We start from the raw sequence: 17,968 nt of genomic DNA on the forward strand, positions 1-17,968 counted from the left end.
ATTCCGTAACCCAATTCCTGCCCCACACCCTCGACAATCGGCATACTGCCCGGCGGCAGAACGGATCTGTCGCTGTTCCGTCATATTGCATTGCTAAGTTGCGATGCGAAATATTTTGATACGTCAAACCCAGCCAGCAGGAACCCAGGATGAGTGACGAGAAAGACCTCGACCAGTCGCAAGCGCCCGAAACCGATAACCCCACTGACACCAGTCGTCGCCGCTTCCTCGGTGGCGTGGCGGTGCTGGGTGTTGGCGCGACGCTGACCGCCTGCGGTTCCCCGAGCGAACCCGGCAAGCCGGACAGCCGCGAGCTGTCGGGCGCCGAGTTGGACAAGGCGTTGCGCGACCAGGTGAAAACCGTGGTGGTGATCTACGCCGAGAACCGCAGCTTCAACAACCTGTTCGCCGACTTCCCCGGCCTCGAGAAACCCTTGTCGGCCCTCGCGCCTGCCGACTACCAGCAACGCGATCGCGATGGCAGCCTGCTGCAGAGCCTGCCGCCGGCCTGGGGCGGTGTCCTGCAGATCGGCCCGCAAACCGTCGATGGCGTGACCTATCCGGCGCAAACCCAGTTCCAGCAAAACCTGCCCAACGCGCCTTATGCCCTCAAGGGCCCGGACGGCGAGGACCTGCCCCTGAGCCTGGTCACCCGCGACCTGTGGCACGTGTTCTACCAGAACCAGATGCAGATCAACGGCGGCAAGAACGACCAGTTCGTCGCCTGGGCCGACTCCGGCGGCCTGACCATGGGGCACTACGCCCAGAACCGTTACTCGTTGCGCCTGTGGGACGTGGCCAAGGAGTTCGTGCTCTGCGACAACTTCTTCCAGGGTGCCTTCGGCGGTTCGTTCCTCAACCACCAATACCTGATCAGCGCGGCCGTGCCCTTCTACCCGGACGCCGCCAACTCGGTGGCCAAGCCGCAGATCGCCACGCTGCAAAGCGACGACCCGCTCGGTACGCACCTCAAGCCTCTGGACAAGTCCCCAGCCAGCGCCATGAGCGGCGCGCCGCAGTTCGGTCCGAGCGCACTGACCCCGGATGGCTACGCGGTCAACACCATGGCTCCGCCCTACTGGCCGACCTGGATCCGCGACACCGAACATCCAGACTATTCCAAGCCGGGCCTGCCCACAGTGCTGGTACCCCAGACCCACGAACACATCGGCGACAAGCTGTCGAAGAAGAACGTCGACTGGGCCTGGTACGCCGGTGCCTGGCAGGCCACCCTGGACCAGTTCAAGGACTCGGGCGGCATTCCGAAGATCCCGAACTTCCAGTACCACCATCAACCCTTCAACTATTTCAAGCAGCAGGGCCCGGAAAACCCCGGTGAGCGGGCCAAGCGCTTGCGCGACGGCGGACTGGGCGAGGACCCGAGCAGCAACAAGTTCCTCGCCGATGCCCAAGCCGGCAAGTTGCCAGCGGTGACCTTCTACAAACCCCAGGGCAACCTGAACATGCACGCCGGTTACGCCGACGTGGCGTCCGGCGACCGGCATATCGACCGTATCCTGAAAGTACTGCGCGAAAGCCCGCAATGGAAAAACATGGTGGTGGTCGTCACCGTCGATGAAAACGGCGGCTGGTGGGACCATGTGGCGCCGCCGCAAGGCGATCGCTGGGGCCCGGGCACACGGGTTCCGACCCTGGTGGTTTCGCCCTTCGCCCGCAAGGGCACGGTGGATCACACGGTGTATGACACCGCCTCGATCCTGCGCCTGATCACCCGGGTGTTCCAGTTGGAGAAACTCGATGGGATCAAGCAGCGCGATGACGCGATGACTGCCCGTGGCCAGAAGCCGATGGGCGACCTGACCAACGCCTTGCGCTTTACGCTCTGAGACAGGCACTCCGAGGAGTCAATGGCTGACCCATGCTCCTCTCGCCCCGCCCCTGCAGGAGTCAGGCTCCTGCAGGTTCCGGCATACCCTGCATCGATCAAACAATAGCCTAGAGCCACTATCCGCTTTACCCCCTCCGCACTCCGGTAATATCCTTGCCTGATAGTATTCTGTTTCAGAATTTTACCGAGCGAAAAGGGAGTTCGTCGTAATGATCGTAGGGATTGACCTGGGGACCACCAACAGCCTCGTTGCCGTCTGGCGCGGAGAAACCAGCGAGTTGGTGCCCAATGCCCTCGGCCAGTTCCTCACACCCAGCGTGGTTGGCCTGGACGATGAAGGCCGGGTACTGGTCGGGCAGGCGGCGAAAGAGCGACTGCATACCCACTCGCAAACCACCACCTCACTGTTCAAGCGCCATATGGGCAGCGCCCAGGAAGTACGCCTGGGCAATCGCCTTTTCCGCCCGGAGGAACTGTCCGCCCTGGTCCTCAAGAGCCTCAAGGAAGACGTCGAACGTGCCTACGGTAAAACCGTGCACGAGGCTGTGATCAGCGTCCCGGCCTACTTCAGCGATGCCCAGCGCAAGGCCACCCGTATCGCCGGAGAGCTGGCGGGGCTGAAAGTCGAAAAACTGATCAACGAACCCACTGCCGCCGCCCTCGCCTATGGCCTGCACCAGCGGGACAAGGAGACCTCGTTCCTCGTCTTTGACCTCGGCGGCGGCACTTTCGACGTATCGATTCTTGAACTCTTCGACGGTGTCATGGAGGTCCGTGCCAGCGCCGGCGATAACTTCCTCGGCGGCGAGGATTTCGATAGCGTATTGCTCGAGTCCTTTATCGACAGTCAACGCGCAGTCGCGGACTTCCCAGACCCGGCAAGCGTCAGCCAGGCACTGCGGCGCGAAGCCGAACGGGTGCGCAAGGCGCTGGGCCAGGATGCCAGCGCCGAGTTCAGCCTGCGGGTCGACGGCCGGCAGTGGAGCAGGACCGTTACCCAGCAGCAATTGGCCGAACTCTACGCACCGCTGCTGGAACGTCTGCGCGGTCCTATCGAACGGGCGCTGCGCGATGCACGGATTCGTGTCAACGACCTGGACGAAATCCTCTTGGTGGGGGGCACCACGCGCATGCCACTGGTGCGCAAGCTCGCCGCCAGCCTCTTCGGACGCTTCCCGTCCATCAGCCTCAATCCGGACGAAGTCGTGGCCCACGGTGCCGCGGCGCAGGCCGCGCTGAAGGCGCGTTCCGCCGCCCTGGAAGAAGTGGTACTGACCGACGTCTGTTCCTACACACTCGGGATCGAAACCTCTCATCAGTTCGGCCAGCAGATCGACAGCGGGCACTACCTGCCTATCATCGAGCGCAACAGCATCGTACCGGTCAGCCGGGTCAAGCGCGTGTATACCCTGCAAGACAACCAGGCCGTGGTGGTGCTGAAAATCTATCAGGGCGAAAGCCGCCTGGTACGCGACAACGTCTTTCTTGGCCAACTGGAAATGACGGTGCCCAAGCGCAAGGCCGGCGAGGTCGCGTTGGATGTGCGCTTCACCTACGACAACAACGGCTTGCTCGAAGCCCAGGTCAATATTCCACTGACTGGCGAACAACACTCGCTGATCATCGAGAACAACCCCGGGGTGCTTTCACCGGAAGAGATCCAACAGCGCTTGCAGGCCCTGACCTTGCTCAAGGTGCACCCACGCGATCAGCAGGTGAACACAGTCCTGAGCGCACGCCTGGAACGCCTCTACCAGGAAAGCCTCGGTGAGCTGCGCGAACGTATCGGCCAGTGGGCCGGGCAGTTCCAGCAAGTGTTGGAGGGCCAGGACGAACGACGCATTCGCGAGGCCCGTCAGAATCTGATCGAACAGTTGAATAAACTGGACAACGGTATCTGGCACTGACAGGAGTCGCGAGATGAATTGCTGGACGCTGTTGCACCTGCCGGAAGACGCCGATGAACGCAGCATCAAGCGCAGCTACGCGCGACTGCTGAAAAGCAATCGCCCGGATGAAGAGGCCGAAGGTTTTCAACGCCTGCGTGAGGCATACGAAAATGCACTGGCGATCGCCCGCTGGCGGGATGAAACCTCGACAGAAGAAGCACAGCACCTGCCTGTGAGCAACTTCGCCGCCGAGCCGCTGGAACACGCGCAGAAGCACGACTGGTCCCGGCCCGCGGAGATTCAGCCACTGGGCACAGGCCTGTCGGCCCCCGTCCTCGATGACCCGGTTCCCGCGCTGGTGGCCGAGCTCAGCGAACAGAACCTGGCCGAGCGTTGGCAGCAGGCCCGGCAACAGCAATGCGCCGAAGCGTTCCAACAGGCATTGCTGCGGCTGTGTTTTGAACAACCGGGATTGCGTAGCCCAATCGCCGCCTGGGCCGTTCAGCAGCTGGAATGGCTGACGCCCTGGCAAACCGTGCGCATGACACCCTGGCAAGCTGAAGCCTTGTCCAGTGGGTTGCTGCAGGAATATCGGCAGACACTGCAGGACCTGCTGGAGGCCGGGCAGGAACGGCCATTCCTCCAGCAGTTGAAAAACTACTCGCAACAGCCTTGGATAAAGATTTTCGACCGAAGCCAGGAATGGCAACGGATCGTGCTGCAGTTGCTGAACGAAACCCAATGGAGCGTGCCGCTATTCGACCGGGTCTGCCAGGCGTTCGGCTGGGACGACAAGGCCGGTGTTACCCCCGAGCCACACTGGGTCTGGCAATCACTGAACCAGCGCTGCGAACGCGAAGCTTTCTACGAGGAACTGCAAACCAGGGCCTTGAACCATTTCTATGGGGGCCCCGCGCCAAAAGCCGCCTTTCTGCTGCTGACGCCCCTCACGCTCTGGCAACAGGGCCTGGAGTTCAAGCACTTCACCCATAATCATTGGCAAGCCTGCCAGGATCTTTCGGATCAACTGGCCCACCGGTATCCGGAACTTATCGAACGCCTGCCAAATCGCGACGTCTTTTTCTGGCGCCAGTTCCTGCCGCGCTCCGTGCCCCCCTCTGGCTGGCGATGGTTATGGGCCGGCTGCTCGCTGGCAGTGACCTTGTCAACGCTGCCCTCATGGCAAATCTGGCAAGCCAAGGGCACGCTCTGGACGAGTCTGATGACCTCACTGTTGACTGGTCTGATCCCAGTGATCATCGGCGTCTACGCGATGCGTTTTTGGCAGCCCCTGTGCTGGCACCTGATGACGATCGATTTGTGGCTGAGCCAGCATCTGTTGCCCAAACGCATCAACCCGACCCGGCATTGGCTGGTTATTCGCCATGGCGTGCCGCAGGCGTTGATTGCGTTACTGTTCCTGGCCTGGTCAGGTGGCTTGGGCATGGCGACATTCATCGGCATCGGCGCCATCGGCCTGTTCGACAACAAACGCCCGCGTTGCGAACGCCCCGACTCGATCTGGCGACACCCCTGGCAGGCCATCCAGCACCTCACTCAGTGGAGTCCCCTGCAGCTGGGATTCTTCCTGCTGATGTTGTGCATCACCGTCACTTGCTTGCTGGTGGTCCCCGGCTATCCGTTGACCACGGGCAGCAGCCGATGAAGTCCGGGGGGAATGCCTACGCTTGGTCAGGGATATCAAGTACAAGAAAAATCACAGTTTCCCCATAACGGGAAAGCAGTACCTGCCGCAGTATGACAAGTCACCTCACCCGATGGTCAACGCTGAAAAGGATCTGAGCATGTCAAAAATCGCTGTATTGACGAGTACCTTAGCCGCACTCACCCTGAGTACCCTCGCTCACGCCGATGTCGAAATGAAACTGGGCAGCCGGGAGCGCGTCACCCAGCTCTTCGCCTATCCCAACAATTGCAATGTCATCTGCTTTCGCCCCTGGACCCTGGAACAGACCGCCGAGCACTATCTGAACCAGAGCGTGAAGCGTGACGGCTACCTCAACGCCAAGGTGACGGTGAAAGCCGACGCCGGCCAACTCTATGCCCACTTCAGCGGCGTGCCGAACGGTTATGACAAACCGCTGGAGCAAGTGCTCAATGCCGGCGAACTGGCCTACAAAGGCGCCTCCAAACTGAATGCCGACGGTAAATGGGCCTACAACTGGTACCTGTTCCTGCCGCTGGGCCTGGCTCTGGACAACCGCAAGAGCGTCGAACTGCTGCACTTCCCGCCGGATTACTCGTTGACCCAGGCCCAGGACTACCTGGAGTCGGCTACCACCGACCGCTGGGCCGAGCTCCTGACCGACAATGGCATCCCCAAGGAGCAGACGCCGGGTTACCAGACCATCGTCGACATCGCACCGATTGCCGCGCCGTCCAACGCCGGCAGTACCCTGGAAACCGTCTACAGCTACTTCACCGACTACCAGACCACCATGGTCAAGGAAGTCAGCATCACCACCAAGGGCACGGCGTTGCCGATGGTGGCCTTCGGTACGCCGGTGCGTAACTGGATCAAGCAGCAATATGGCGCGGACGTCGGTGTGCTACAGCTGGGTCTCATCCGCCCGACAGCGGGGGCGATAGTACCGGTATTGGGCTCCAACCACCCGAGCTACATCTGGTACGCGGCGGACCCGGCCAGCTACGGTGGTGACCAGGCGAAAGCCGATGCGGCGGGCTTGAAAGTGATGGGGCAGGACTTGAGTGCCGCCTGCTGGCAGGCCGGCATGGGCCAGAAACCGGACAGCGATCCGGCGGCGCAGCTGAAAAGCTGTACCGACAACTGGCAGGTGACCAACACGCAGAAAACCTGCGTGCTGTTCTACGAGTCGATACGCAAGCTGTCGGAAGCCGATGCCGAGAAGAAATGCTCGACCACGGCGATCAAGACGCAACTCAACCAGCTAAAGCAACCGGCGCCAGCGCCAGTGACCGCGATGCCGGCCATCTGACCAACGCCGCAACACCCACTGTGGGAGCCGGCTTGCCGGCGATGGGGCCCTTGGGTCTGGCATTGACCTCAAGGCCGCCATCGCTGGCATGCCAGCGCCTACAAGGTCCGTGTCGTGTACAAAATCCGTGTTCGACACGGCACTGATGTGGGAGCCAGCTTGCTGGCGATGGCATACTCACAGCCTATGCAGGCCTCAGGGCGCTTCCACCGGCCGCAACCGGTACTGCGGTGGCAGCTGCTCAATCCCGCTGATGGTGGCGTTCAGACTCTTCCAGCGCCCATCCTTGATCCCGTAGATGCAGCCGTGGATCGACAGGCTCTGCCCACGATGCCAGGCGTTCTGCACAATGGTGGTATGACCGACGTTGGCCACCTGCTGGATCACGTTCAACTCGCACAAGCGGTCGACCCGCTCCTCTTCAGTGGGCAACTGCGCCAGCACTTCACGGTTCTCGTAGTACAGGTCGCGAATTGACCGCAGCCAGCCATCGATCAGGCCCAACTGGCGATCCTGCATCGCGGCCCGCACGCCGCCACAACCGTAGTGGCCGGTGACCAGGATATGCTTGACCTTGAGCACATCCACCGCGTACTGGATCACCGACAGGCAGTTGAGGTCGGTGTGCAGCACCACGTTGGCGACGTTACGGTGTACGAACAGATCGCCCGGCAGCATGCCGACAATCTCGTTGGCCGGCACCCGCGCATCGGAGCAGCCGATCCAGAGGAACTCCGGAGTCTGCTGACGGGCGAGCTTGGCGAAGAACTCCGGGTCTTCTTCCTTGATCGCAGCGGCCCAGCGCTCGTTGTTATCAATCAGATCCTGTAGTTCGTTCATGCTCTGCTGCCTCAAGATAGTCCGAAGTTATGACACCCGACCCCGACTTGGGGTCACGTGGGGAAATCCTCAGTCAACCAGCGTACACGCCATCACCACCGCATCTTCGCGTCCGCCCACCGCCGGATAGTAGTCGCGACGACGGCCGACTTCATTGAAGCCATAACGCTCATACAGGCGGAAGGCCGCCTGATTGCTGTCGCGCACCTCGAGGAAACACTCCCGGGCCTCGGCCGCATGGGCCCGCGACATCAAGTGTTCGAGCAGGCGCAAACCCAGGCCACGGCCCTGGCTCTCCGGCTTGACCGTGATATTGAGCAGGTGCGCCTCATCGAGAATGATCTGCACCACGCCATGCCCGACCTGCTGGCTGCCTTCGAACATCAGCCAGATCTGATACTTGCCCAGACCATCGAGGAAAATCCCACGGGTCCAGGGATGGCTGAAGGCCGCGTATTCGATCTTCAGGACCGCATCCAGGTCCGCCTCGGTCATCGGGCGAAAACTTACCGCATCACTCATCGTTACTTTTCCATCGCGCCATCAGCCGGCGCATGGCTTGCCAGACATCAGCCTTGCGCTGTGGCTCATCCATCAATAATTCCAGACCGGGCAGCGCCCAGGCCGATCCCAGGCCTTCGACCTGCAGTTCACGGTTGTATGATTCGGCATTGGCCTCACCGGCAAAACGCACCGCCGGCAGGCCGATCAGCCACAGGCAGGCGCACTCGCCTTCTTCCCGCCGGGCCTGGACGAAGCCCTGGACAAAGTCCCGCGCCGCCTCCGGGCCCTGGTCGAGGTTGCCGCGGACCAGCAGCGGCCAGCGCACCGGCTCGCCGACGATCTGCGGGCTGTCCGGCAGCCCGGCGGCGCGCAGCATGTCCTTGAGCAACAGGTAGGCCGGGTCGCGGCTCTGGAAGGGTTCGCCCGTGGGTAACTCCACCAGCACCAGGCAACGTCCGGCGCGTAACAATTGCAACGCGAAACGCGGCGGCGGCACCTGAACCACCTTGACCGGGGCCGGCGCCTCTTCGGCGACAACCGCCGGCTTGCTTTCCGCGCGCTGGATTGGCGAGGGCCGTGGCACTTCGATCTTCGCCCGTTCGACGGGCTTGGCCAGCGGTTCGGCGGCGTTACGCGCCTCAGGCACGGGGGCCTGGACCTCGACCAACGGCTCCGGCTCCACAAACAATTCCGCCCGCGACGGCGCGGCGAACGGCAGTTCGGTGCGGGGCAGCCAGTGGACCACCTGCATGGCGGTCAGATAAGCGCGGCGGCGGGACTCGATAAGCAAAGGTCGGCCATCTGTGGATAAGTTGAAGCAGGGATTCTACCGCCCTTCGGCGAAGATCGCCCGCAGTTGATCGCAAGAACGCCAAGCCTCTGATCAGCTGGGGATAAATCGGACGCGGCATGCAGTACAATCGCTGCTTTTAATTTGCTAACCAGCCGGCCTCCCCCATGATCGAACCCAAGCGCGTCTTGCGCGCCCTCGCCGAGCACTGGGCCCTTCTGGAGCCTCTGTGCGAACACTTCGACCAAGGCACCCTGAGCCTCGGTGAACTGCGCCAGCAACTGGCCGCCCAGCAGTTGGACAGCACGCCCCAGGACATCACCAGCCTGCTGGACGTGTGGATTCGCCTGGATATCCTGGTGCCCGTGGCGAAAAGCCCGAACCGTTTCGAGCTCAATGCCCAGATCCACGACTTCCTCGCCTACCTGCGTCGCGAACACCGCCTGGGCCTGTGCCTGGAGATCGAAGCCTACCTGCGCCACCTCGAACGCCTGGCAGGCTACATCCAGGACGCCTTCGACATCCGCGACGGCAACGACCTGGCCCGCCAGCTGCGCCTGCTCGACATGCGCGTGCGCGATGTACTGAAAAAGCTCGCCAACGACGAACAGGCCCTGGTGGCCGTCGCCGAACGGGCCAAGACCAGCGACCGACAGATCCCTCTACGCCAGCGTTACGCCGAGGTCCTGGCGACCTGGGACGAATACGTCGAACCGATGATCCAGTTGGTGAACGCCGACGGCGCCTTCGAACAGGGCGTGCGCAAGGTCGAGAACGTGCTGTTGCGCATGCTCAGCGAACAGCAACGCCTCGGCCACCTGGTGGACGACGACATGCTGCTGCGCACCCACGCGCGGATCCTGGAAATGCAGACCAGCGCCCAGTTGACCCTGCGCCATGCCCGCGAACTGCTGCTGCCGCTGCGTGAAGAAGCGCGCCGGCACAACGCCGTGACCCGTGGCGCCGCCCTGGCCCTGTCGGTGATCCGGCGCAAAGGCCTGGACGCCGTGCCACAAGCGGCGATGCCGATGTTCAGCCGCCCGCAAAGCACCTTTCTCGGCAGTTCCGGCCAGGTCGAGGCGTATGTCTACGCCCTGGCCCGTTTCGAGGCCAAGCCGTCGCGTTTCCCCAAGGCGCACAAGTCGTCCAATGGCGGCGAGTCGCCACGGGCCCCGCGCACGGTCAAGGAAATGCTCGAACGCTGCAGCGATGCGCTGCCGATGCCGGACCTGATGAGCTGGCTGCTGGAGCAGGAACCGGACGGCGCCACCGACGAATTGCTCTACTGGTTCTCGCGCCTGTCGCGGGAAAAACGTTTCCAGCGCGAGCGCCTCGAACGCCGCGACTACCACACCCAGGAGCACCAGGTCAGCCTGCGCTCCTTCGCCCTGCTCTCGCGTGTCGAAGAAGCCGGCGAGAATTCCGCGAGCACTCCCCATGCATCTTGATCTTTCCGAACTGTCCCAGCTGGCGCCGATCTTTCGCGAGCTGTTCAAGGGTTACCACGTCAGCCGCCGCGACCCGGAGCTGTACGCCCAACTGTCCAATTGCCAGGACCAGTACCGCAGCCTGTTCAAGGCCCTGGGCTTCGAACTGGTCTGCGACACCCGTGGTTTCTACTACTTCGTCCCGGACAACGCCGCCGCCCAGGTCAACAAGACCGCCCAGCGCCTGGCGCTGTTCACCTTTATCCTGGTCGAACACCTCGCCGACCAGGGCCGCGACCCGGTGGCCGTGCTCGACGGCGGTAGCCTGGGCCGTGACGAACTGCCGTCGCTGCTGGACAAATACCGCGACCTGTTCGTCCAGGCCGAAGTCACCACCCAGGAGGAACTGGAAGAGAAGATCATGCGCCGCATGACCCAACTCGGCTTCGCCCTCGAGGAGCCCGGCCTGTTCCGCTTCCTGCCACCGATGCACCGTTTCCTCGACGTCTGCCTGTCGGTCCAGCAGGACCGTGACATGGCCGCCAGCCTGCACAGCGTGCTGCCATTGCCGACGCCGGTACTGGTGGATGACGACAGCGACGAAAAACTGCTGGAAACCGATGACCCGCTGGACCTCAGCGAATTCGTCGAGGCCCCTGAAGAAAGTGAAGAAGACGCGCTGGCCCGGGCCATTGCCGCCGAGCAACAGGAGATGGACGCATGAGCCAGGAACGCTACGGTATTCGCCGCTTCGCCCTGCTGAACACCGCCGGCTACAGCCTCGGTCTGTTTCCGCTGGAACATCCGCTGTCGGTGTATGGCGCCAACAACCTGGGTAAATCGGCTTCGATCAACGCCTTGCAGTTCCCGATCCTGGCGCGCATGTCGGACATGAGCTTCGGCAAGTACAGCCTGGAGCAGTCGCGGCGCTTCTATTTCGCCACCGATACCAGCTACATCCTCGTCGAAGTCGCCCTGCCCCACGGCCCGCATGTGATCGGCGTGGTCGGACGCGGCCCGGGCGGTGGTTTCGGCCACCAGTTCTTCGCCTACGCCGGGCGCCTGGACCTGACCCACTACCAGAAAGACGACACCTGCCTGCGCCAGAAGGAGCTGTTCAACAACCTCGAGCGCAACGGCCTCAAAGCCTACGAGCTCAAGCCCGATGAACTGCGCCGGCTGCTGGTCGGCGGTCACACCTCGATTCCACTGGACCTGACGCTGATCCCGCTACGCTCCACCAGCGAACAGAGCCTGAAGACCTTCCGCGCGCTGTTCATCAACCTGCTGCACATGCGCGAGATCACCGCCGCCAAGCTCAAGCAGCTGTTCCTCGATGCCTTCGAGCACAGCCTGCGTTCCGGCAGCGTCGACTATATCGCGGCCTGCGAGGAAGCCTTCCGCGACGTGCGGCGCATGGAACAGGACTACAACGCCATGGTCGCCGCCGGGCCCCTGGTCGAGGCGCTGGCCTCGGGGGTGCGTCAGCGCGATGTGCTGCGCGGCAAGCTGCACCGGATCTCGCCGTTGCTGGACTCGTTGCTCGGCACCTGGTCGGACTATGCCGGTGCGCGCAAGGAAGAGCTGCTGATCCAGTCCGAACATTACCGCAATGAACAGGACGCCCTGCAGAACGACCAGCGCAGCAGCACCCAGGAACTGATGCGCCTGGAGCGGGAAATCAGCGACCTGCAACGCTGGCTCGGCGAGTTGTCGGTGCTCAAGCATCGCTTCGCCCTGGTCAACGATGTGAAGGTGCTGGAGCAGCAGCTGCTGGCAGCCAAGGATGCCCACGACGAACTGGCCGGTGCCCTGGCCCAATCCCGGCAGTTCAGCGCCGAGGACCTGGAAGAGCGTCTGCGCGACCTGGAAAAACGCCTGAAGTCGGTGAAGCAGCAACTCGATCACGCCGACAACAACAGCTATGCGCGCTTGCGCGAAGAGTTCTCGCAACAGGACGTCGAACGCCTGATGCGTCTGTTCAACAGCGCCCTGTTCAGCCTGCCGCTGGGCGAGCACGGTATTGCCCTGGACGAGGAAGGCCAGTGGGTCAAGTCCATGGAACTGATCCTCGACGGCTTCAAGGGCGAGCGTTTCGAAGTACCGGGCCTGTCCATCGACCTGTCCCATATCGAGCCGCCGGCGCTGCAAGCCCTGGCCGATCGCGCCGCGTTACGTGACCAGAAAGAGCGCCTGGACAAAGAGCTCAAGCAATTGAAAACCCAGCAGGCCGTTGCCGCCGACCGGGCCGCGAGCAAGACCCAGACCGAAGCGCTGTACCAGCAGGTGCTGGATGCGCAGAAAGCCCTGGAAGACTTCCGTCGCGCCCAGACCCTGAGCGCCGAGGAAGGCGACAAGTTGGAGCAGTTGGCACAACTGGAAGCCGCGCAGGATGAACTCAAGCGCTCCAGCGACGCCTTCACCGAGCGCGTCCAACAGCTGTCGGCCAAGCTGCAACTGGTCGGCCGGCAGATCGGCGACATGGAAGCCAAGCAACGCACCCTCGACGACGCCCTGCGCCGTCGCCAGTTGCTGCCGGCCGACCTGCCGTTCGGCACGCCGTTCATGGATCCGGTGGACGATTCCATGGACAACCTGCTACCGCTGCTCAACGACTACCAGGACAGCTGGCAGGGCTTGCAGCGGGCCGACGGACAGATCGAGGCGCTGTACGCCCAGGTGCGCCTCAAGGGCGTGGCCAAGTTCGACAGCGAGGACGACATCGAGCGCCGCCTGCAACTGCTGATCAACGCCTATGATCACCGCACCGACGAAGCCCTGACCCTGGGCAAGGCGCGCCGTGCGGCGGTGACCGATATCGCCCGGACCCTGCGCAATATCCGCAGCGACTACGACAGCCTGGAACACCAACTGGCGTTGTTCAACCGCGAGATCAACAAACGCCAGGTGTCCAACCTGCAAAGCTTCCGCATCGTGCTGGCGCCGAACAAGGAGGCGCTCAAGCACATCGACCAGATCATCCACAGTGCCGGCCAGTATGAGGAAGGCGAGACGCTGTCGGTGTTCGACCTGAGCCAGAGTGCCGATCAGGACAACAAGAACGAAGAAGCCAAGGAATACCTGGCGCGGCTGGTGGCGGCCAACCACAACCAGCTGGGCTTGAAGGACCTGTTCGAGCTGGCGTTCGAGATCACCAAGGTCAACGGCCAACCGGTGATCCATACCGATATCGACGGCGCGGCGTCCAACGGCACCACCATGACCATCAAGGCGCTGACCAACATGTACCTGTTGCTGCACCTGATGGACCGCGACCAGGCCGGGCGCGTGCGTCTGCCGTACTACCTCGACGAGGCCGCGGACATCGACGAACGCAACCAGGCGGCGCTGCTCGAGACCAGCCTGCAACTGGGCTTCGTGCCGATCCTGGCGAGCGTGAAGCCGCAGGTGTCGGCGCACGTGGCCATCGACCTGGAAGGCGGCAGCGGACCGAACGGGATCTATATCGACGAGGCGGACTGGAAGTACATTCGCCGGCACGATCAGGTGCGGGCGCCACTGCCAAGTGAAGCGGCGGAACCGGAGCTCGACGAGGTCTGACTCCGGAAGCTGGAAGGCAAAAGGCCGCGATCATTGATCGTGGCCTTTTTATTTTTGGGGGGTGCTTCACCGAGAAACACCACCACACCGAGAACCCTGTAGGAGCCAGCTTGCTGGCGATGAGGCCAGTAAGCCTTGCATCGACCTTTCGGCCGCCATCGCCAGCAAGCCGGCGCCTACACAAACAGCGCTATTTGCCGAGGCTGATCTTCGGCGCCCAGGTCAGCCATTCATCCTCGAACTTGTCGAATAGCGGGAAGGTCTGCAACGGCCGCGCCGCCCCGCCCATGCGCTCGCCATCCGGCGTGGCAAAGGCGATCCCGCCCTGGATCAGGGTCTCCAGCGACTCGGTGCGCACCGTCGCGCCCTTGAACAGGCCGAAGTCGAGACCAAAGCCACTGGTGTTCCAGAACCGGCTACCACTACGCACCAACGGCGCGTAACGCGGCTCGATCAGAATATGGATCAGCACCCGGTCGGCGGTGTCCCCCAGCTCATACCCCGTGACCTTGCCCACCGTCACCTCGCGGTAAGTCACCGGCACCCCCTCCTTCAGCGAACCACGCCGCGCCGCGCTCAGGGTCAGGCTCAAGCCGGCTTGTGGCACCGCCACATCCGGCGCTTCCTTGAGCGCGACAAAATCCTTCTGCACCCCGAGCTTCTTCGTCGCCGGCTGCACTTCGAGATACTGCCCGGTGACCAGGGTTTCCAGGTTGGCGGTCTTGATCAGGCCCAGCTGCGGCTTTACCACCCAGAACTGACTGCCGATCCGGGCGATGCGCTCCGGCACTTCGGTAATCCGCGCCGAGAGCAGCACCGACTGCAAGTCGTCACTCAGGTCGACGCTTTCGATCTTGCCCACATCCAGGCCCTTGAAACGGATCGGCGTGCCGCTGCGCAATCCATCGGCGCGATCAACCCGAATGGTGATCAGGGTGCCTTGCTGCTGTGCCTCGTCATGGTTGGCGAACAGACGGAAACGCGGAATGCGTTTCTGCAGCGGAGCTTTGTCCTGTGGGGTCTCGAAGGCAATACCGCCGGACATCAGGCTTTGCAGCGATTCGCTTTTCACCTGGATGCCCCCTGTCAAACCACCGCTCAGGGTGATACCGCTGGCGTTCCAGAAGCGACTCGAGGCGTTGACCAGGTTTTCATATTCCTTCTCGATATGGACGCCAATCACCACTTGCTTGCGCGTACGGGAGAACTGGTAACTCTGCACCGAACCGACTTTCACCTGGCGGTAGAGCACCGGGCTGCCGACATCCAGGGAACCGAGGTTGTCGGTGAACAGCACCATGTGCAGTCCCGGGGAGCGCAGGTCGAGGGGCGGGGCCTTGGCCCGGGCCTCGAACTCGCGTTGCGGGTGAGCGCCCTTGTCGCCGGGACGAATGGCAATGTAGTTGCCTTTGACCAGGGCCTCGAGCCCGGTGATGCCGGCCAGGGAAATCGACGGCTTGACCACCCAGAACTGGGTACCGTTCACCAGGTAGTCTTCAGCCAGCGGATCGAGGGTCAACTCGGCGTTGGCACTGGCCAGGTCGGGATCGATCTTCAGGGCTTTGAGGCTGCCGACCTGGATCCCCTTGTACATCACCGGCGTACGCCCGGCCTGCAGCCCTTCGAAGTCGCTGAGCTTCACTTTGACGCGGATCCCCGCCTGGGCCGCGTCGAAATCCTCATAGAGGCGGAACGGCAGGCTCGGATCGGTGGGTGGGCTGTCCTTGCGATTCTCCGGCGTGGCGAAGGCAATACCGCCGGCGACGATGCTGGCCAGGGACTCGCTGCGCACCTTCACACCGGACAGGTTGGCATCGATACTGATGCCGCTGGCGTTCCAGAAGCGCGTGTGTTTGCGCACCAGGTTGGCGTAGGCCGGTTCGATAAAGACCTTGAGCTCGACCATGTTCTGGTCCGGGGACAGTGCATAGCTTTTGATCTGGCCGACCTGGATCTGCTTGTAGAACACCGGACTGCCACGGTTCAGGGAACCCAGGCGATCGGCCTTGATGGTGATGTGCAGGCCCGGCTTGAGGTCCGACAGCGGCGGCTCCTGGGTCAACGCCTTGAACTTGCGCTCCGGTTCGCCATCACCGGGGCTGACCGCGATGTAGTTGCCGGACACCAGGGTGTCCAGGCCGGTAATCCCCGCCAGGGTCACGCTCGGTTTGACCAGCCAGAAGCGGGTATTGGTGCGCAGGGACGACTCGACGTCCTTGTTCATCTCAATGGTCGCGGCGACCCCCTTGGTCGAGCCCTCGACATCCAGACTCAAGCCCTTGACCTTGCCGATGGGCATGCCCTTGTAGACAACCTCGGTCTTGTTGGCCTGGATGCCCTCGCCGCTTTCAAAGCGCACCTGGATTTCGATGCCGGTCTGGTTGTAGGCCCGCCAGCCCAACCAGCCGCCGATGACCAGGGCAATCAGCGGCAGGACCCAGACGGCCGACCAATTCGAGGCCGGACGGGTTTTGGCTTTTGGCAAATCACTCATGGTCGTCGTCCGACTCCGTGTTATCCCAGATGAGTCGGGGATCGAAAGTTACTGCGGCAAGCATCGTCAAGATCACCACACTGGCAAAGGCTATCGCGCCGAGATTGGCCTCGACACTGGCAATTCTGCCAAAGTTCACGATCGCCACCAGGATGGCAATCACGAAGATATCCAACATTGACCAGCGGCCAATGAATTCGATGAAACGGTACATGATGATCCGCTGGCGGGCCGACAGCGGCTGGCGGCGCTGCACCGAGAACAATAGCAGGGCAATGCCCACCAGTTTGAACGTGGGTACCAGGATACTGGCGACAAAAACCACGGCCGCGATGGGAAACATGCCGTGCTGCACCAGGGTAATGACACCCGACATGATGGTACTGGGATCACCCTTGCCCAGAGAGCTGACGGTCATGATCGGCAGCATGTTGGCCGGGATGTAGAGAATCGCCGAGGTTAGCAGCAGGGCCCAGGTCCGCATCAGGCTGTTGGGACGCCGTGGGTGCACGGAGGCACCGCAGCGGGTACAGATCTGCTCGTCGCTGTCTTCTTCCTGCCGGTTCAACTCATGGCATTCCGTGCAGATCAGAATGCCTGCATCAATCGCCCGCATGTACATCCTCTCCCGATAACGCCTGCCAGATCTGGTGGGGCGACATGACCACCTCCAGCAGCACTTGGACCAGCAGCAAAGCGACAAAGCAGGCCAGGCCCAATCCGAGGCTCAGCTCCGCCAGGTCGGCGAGTTTGACAATCGCCACCAGCACACCCATGAGATAGACCTCAAGCATGCCCCAATCGCGCAGGTGATGGTAAATACGGTACAGCAGCAAGCCGTAGCTGCGCCCAATATCCCAGCGAATGCTCAACAGCACGGCCAACTGGCAGAGCAGCTTGAGCAGGGGGATCCCCATGCTGCACAGGAACACCACCACGGCGACGCCGGACATACCGGTATGGTACAGGCCCAGTACACCGCTCCAGACCGTGTCGGCGGAGGTCCGACCCAGAAGATTGAGCTGCATGATCGGTAAAAAGTTCGCCGGGATGTACAACAGGAGCGCGGCGAGCACCAGGGCCAGGCTACGCTCGATGACATTGTGGCGATTGGCGTAGAGCTCATAGCCACAGCGTGGGCACTGGGCTTTTTCGCCGAGGCCGAGTTGGGGTTTGAGCATCAGCAGGTCGCATTCGTGGCAGGCCACCAACGTGTCCAGGGGGAGTTCCGACACCGCTGAGGTGTCCACCGGATCCGGCATAAATGGGCTCGGTTCTGTAAAAGACGGTGCCTATTCTAGTGTTCCTGCTCGAAAATAACTGTGCAAAATTCGTCTGGAGTTGAGCCTTGCAGCGCCCATGCGGCCGCCATCGCCGGCAAGCCGGCTCCTACGAAGGCCGGGCACGACGCTATCTCTGCGCTGGAACACCCGCCCCCTGTAGGAGCCAGCTTGCTGGCGATGACGATCGAACAGCCGCCACAGGAGGCCGGACCTGGCGCCGGACATTTGCGCAGCACAAAAACAAAACCCCTACCTGCGTACGCAGATAGGGGTTTCGGAATTTAATCTTGACGATGACCTACTCTCACATGGGGAAACCCCACACTACCATCGGCGATGCATCGTTTCACTGC

Annotated in this window: 13 protein-coding genes; 7 read left to right on the forward strand and 6 right to left on the reverse strand. The window is 62.4% G+C overall.

Annotated features, from left to right (window positions below; all coding sequences use genetic code 11):
* Positions 1-149: 149 nt before the first annotated feature.
* From AC07T0_RS11155 to AC07T0_RS11170, 4 genes are all read left to right on the forward strand, one after another.
* On the forward strand, positions 150-1,847 hold the full coding sequence (locus tag AC07T0_RS11155; protein WP_495001225.1) for an acid phosphatase: 1,698 nt from the start codon (positions 150-152) through the stop codon (positions 1,845-1,847).
* A gap of 211 nt (positions 1,848-2,058) precedes the next feature.
* Positions 2,059-3,756 carry a molecular chaperone HscC gene (locus AC07T0_RS11160; protein ID WP_495001226.1) on the forward strand — a complete coding sequence of 566 codons (1,698 nt, stop codon included), beginning with the start codon at positions 2,059-2,061 and terminating at the stop codon, positions 3,754-3,756.
* A 13-nt stretch (positions 3,757-3,769) separates the two neighbouring features.
* Positions 3,770-5,404: a J domain-containing protein gene (locus AC07T0_RS11165; RefSeq protein ID WP_495001227.1), complete on the forward strand. Its 1,635-nt coding sequence runs from the start codon at positions 3,770-3,772 to the stop codon at positions 5,402-5,404.
* 139 nt (positions 5,405-5,543) lie between these two features.
* Entirely contained in the window at positions 5,544-6,716 is a 1,173-nt protein-coding gene (locus AC07T0_RS11170) for a hypothetical protein (RefSeq protein WP_495001228.1), read from the forward strand.
* 195 nt (positions 6,717-6,911) lie between these two features.
* On the opposite strand, the gene can is transcribed toward AC07T0_RS11170, so the two are convergent.
* The 3 genes from can to AC07T0_RS11185 form a co-directional block, all read right to left on the reverse strand.
* Positions 6,912-7,556, reverse strand: coding sequence for a carbonate dehydratase (can, locus tag AC07T0_RS11175; RefSeq protein WP_495001229.1), 645 nt, complete (start codon positions 7,554-7,556; stop codon positions 6,912-6,914).
* Positions 7,557-7,625: 69 nt separating this feature from the next.
* On the reverse strand, positions 7,626-8,078 hold the full coding sequence (gene rimI / locus AC07T0_RS11180) for a ribosomal protein S18-alanine N-acetyltransferase (RefSeq protein ID WP_495001230.1): 453 nt from the start codon (positions 8,076-8,078) through the stop codon (positions 7,626-7,628).
* The gene (locus tag AC07T0_RS11185; RefSeq protein WP_495001231.1) at positions 8,071-8,850 is read right to left on the reverse strand and encodes an energy transducer TonB; all 780 of its coding nucleotides are present in this window, start codon (positions 8,848-8,850) and stop codon (positions 8,071-8,073) included. Before AC07T0_RS11185 ends, rimI begins: the two co-directional genes overlap by 8 nt.
* Before the next feature lie 167 nt (positions 8,851-9,017).
* Between AC07T0_RS11185 and mksB the strand changes: the two genes are divergently transcribed.
* The 3 genes from mksB to mksF are packed head-to-tail and all read left to right on the forward strand — an operon-like array spanning position 9,018 to position 13,838.
* Positions 9,018-10,298, forward strand: a complete 1,281-nt coding sequence (mksB, locus tag AC07T0_RS11190) for an Mks condensin complex protein MksB (RefSeq protein WP_495001232.1) — start codon at positions 9,018-9,020, stop codon at positions 10,296-10,298.
* Complete coding sequence (gene mksE / locus AC07T0_RS11195; protein ID WP_495001233.1) at positions 10,288-11,001, forward strand: Mks condensin complex protein MksE; 714 nt, start codon at positions 10,288-10,290, stop codon at positions 10,999-11,001. Before mksB ends, mksE begins: the two co-directional genes overlap by 11 nt.
* Complete coding sequence (gene mksF / locus AC07T0_RS11200; RefSeq protein ID WP_495001234.1) at positions 10,998-13,838, forward strand: Mks condensin complex protein MksF; 2,841 nt, start codon at positions 10,998-11,000, stop codon at positions 13,836-13,838. Before mksE ends, mksF begins: the two co-directional genes overlap by 4 nt.
* 190 nt (positions 13,839-14,028) lie before the next feature.
* Here the strand turns inward: mksF and AC07T0_RS11205 are convergent, their stop codons facing one another.
* Genes AC07T0_RS11205 through AC07T0_RS11215 form a run of 3 tightly spaced genes read right to left on the reverse strand, consistent with a single transcriptional unit; the run spans position 14,029 to position 17,594 of the window.
* Positions 14,029-16,332: a PqiB family protein gene (locus AC07T0_RS11205; protein ID WP_495001235.1), complete on the reverse strand. Its 2,304-nt coding sequence runs from the start codon at positions 16,330-16,332 to the stop codon at positions 14,029-14,031.
* Positions 16,325-16,948, reverse strand: coding sequence for a paraquat-inducible protein A (locus AC07T0_RS11210; protein ID WP_495001236.1), 624 nt, complete (start codon positions 16,946-16,948; stop codon positions 16,325-16,327). The genes AC07T0_RS11205 and AC07T0_RS11210 overlap by 8 nt, the downstream gene beginning before the upstream one ends.
* Entirely contained in the window at positions 16,935-17,594 is a 660-nt protein-coding gene (locus AC07T0_RS11215; RefSeq protein WP_495001237.1) for a paraquat-inducible protein A, read from the reverse strand. Before AC07T0_RS11215 ends, AC07T0_RS11210 begins: the two co-directional genes overlap by 14 nt.
* Positions 17,595-17,968 lie beyond the last annotated feature (374 nt).

The organism is Pseudomonas sp. GW821-FHT04D07 (assembly GCF_059420225.1).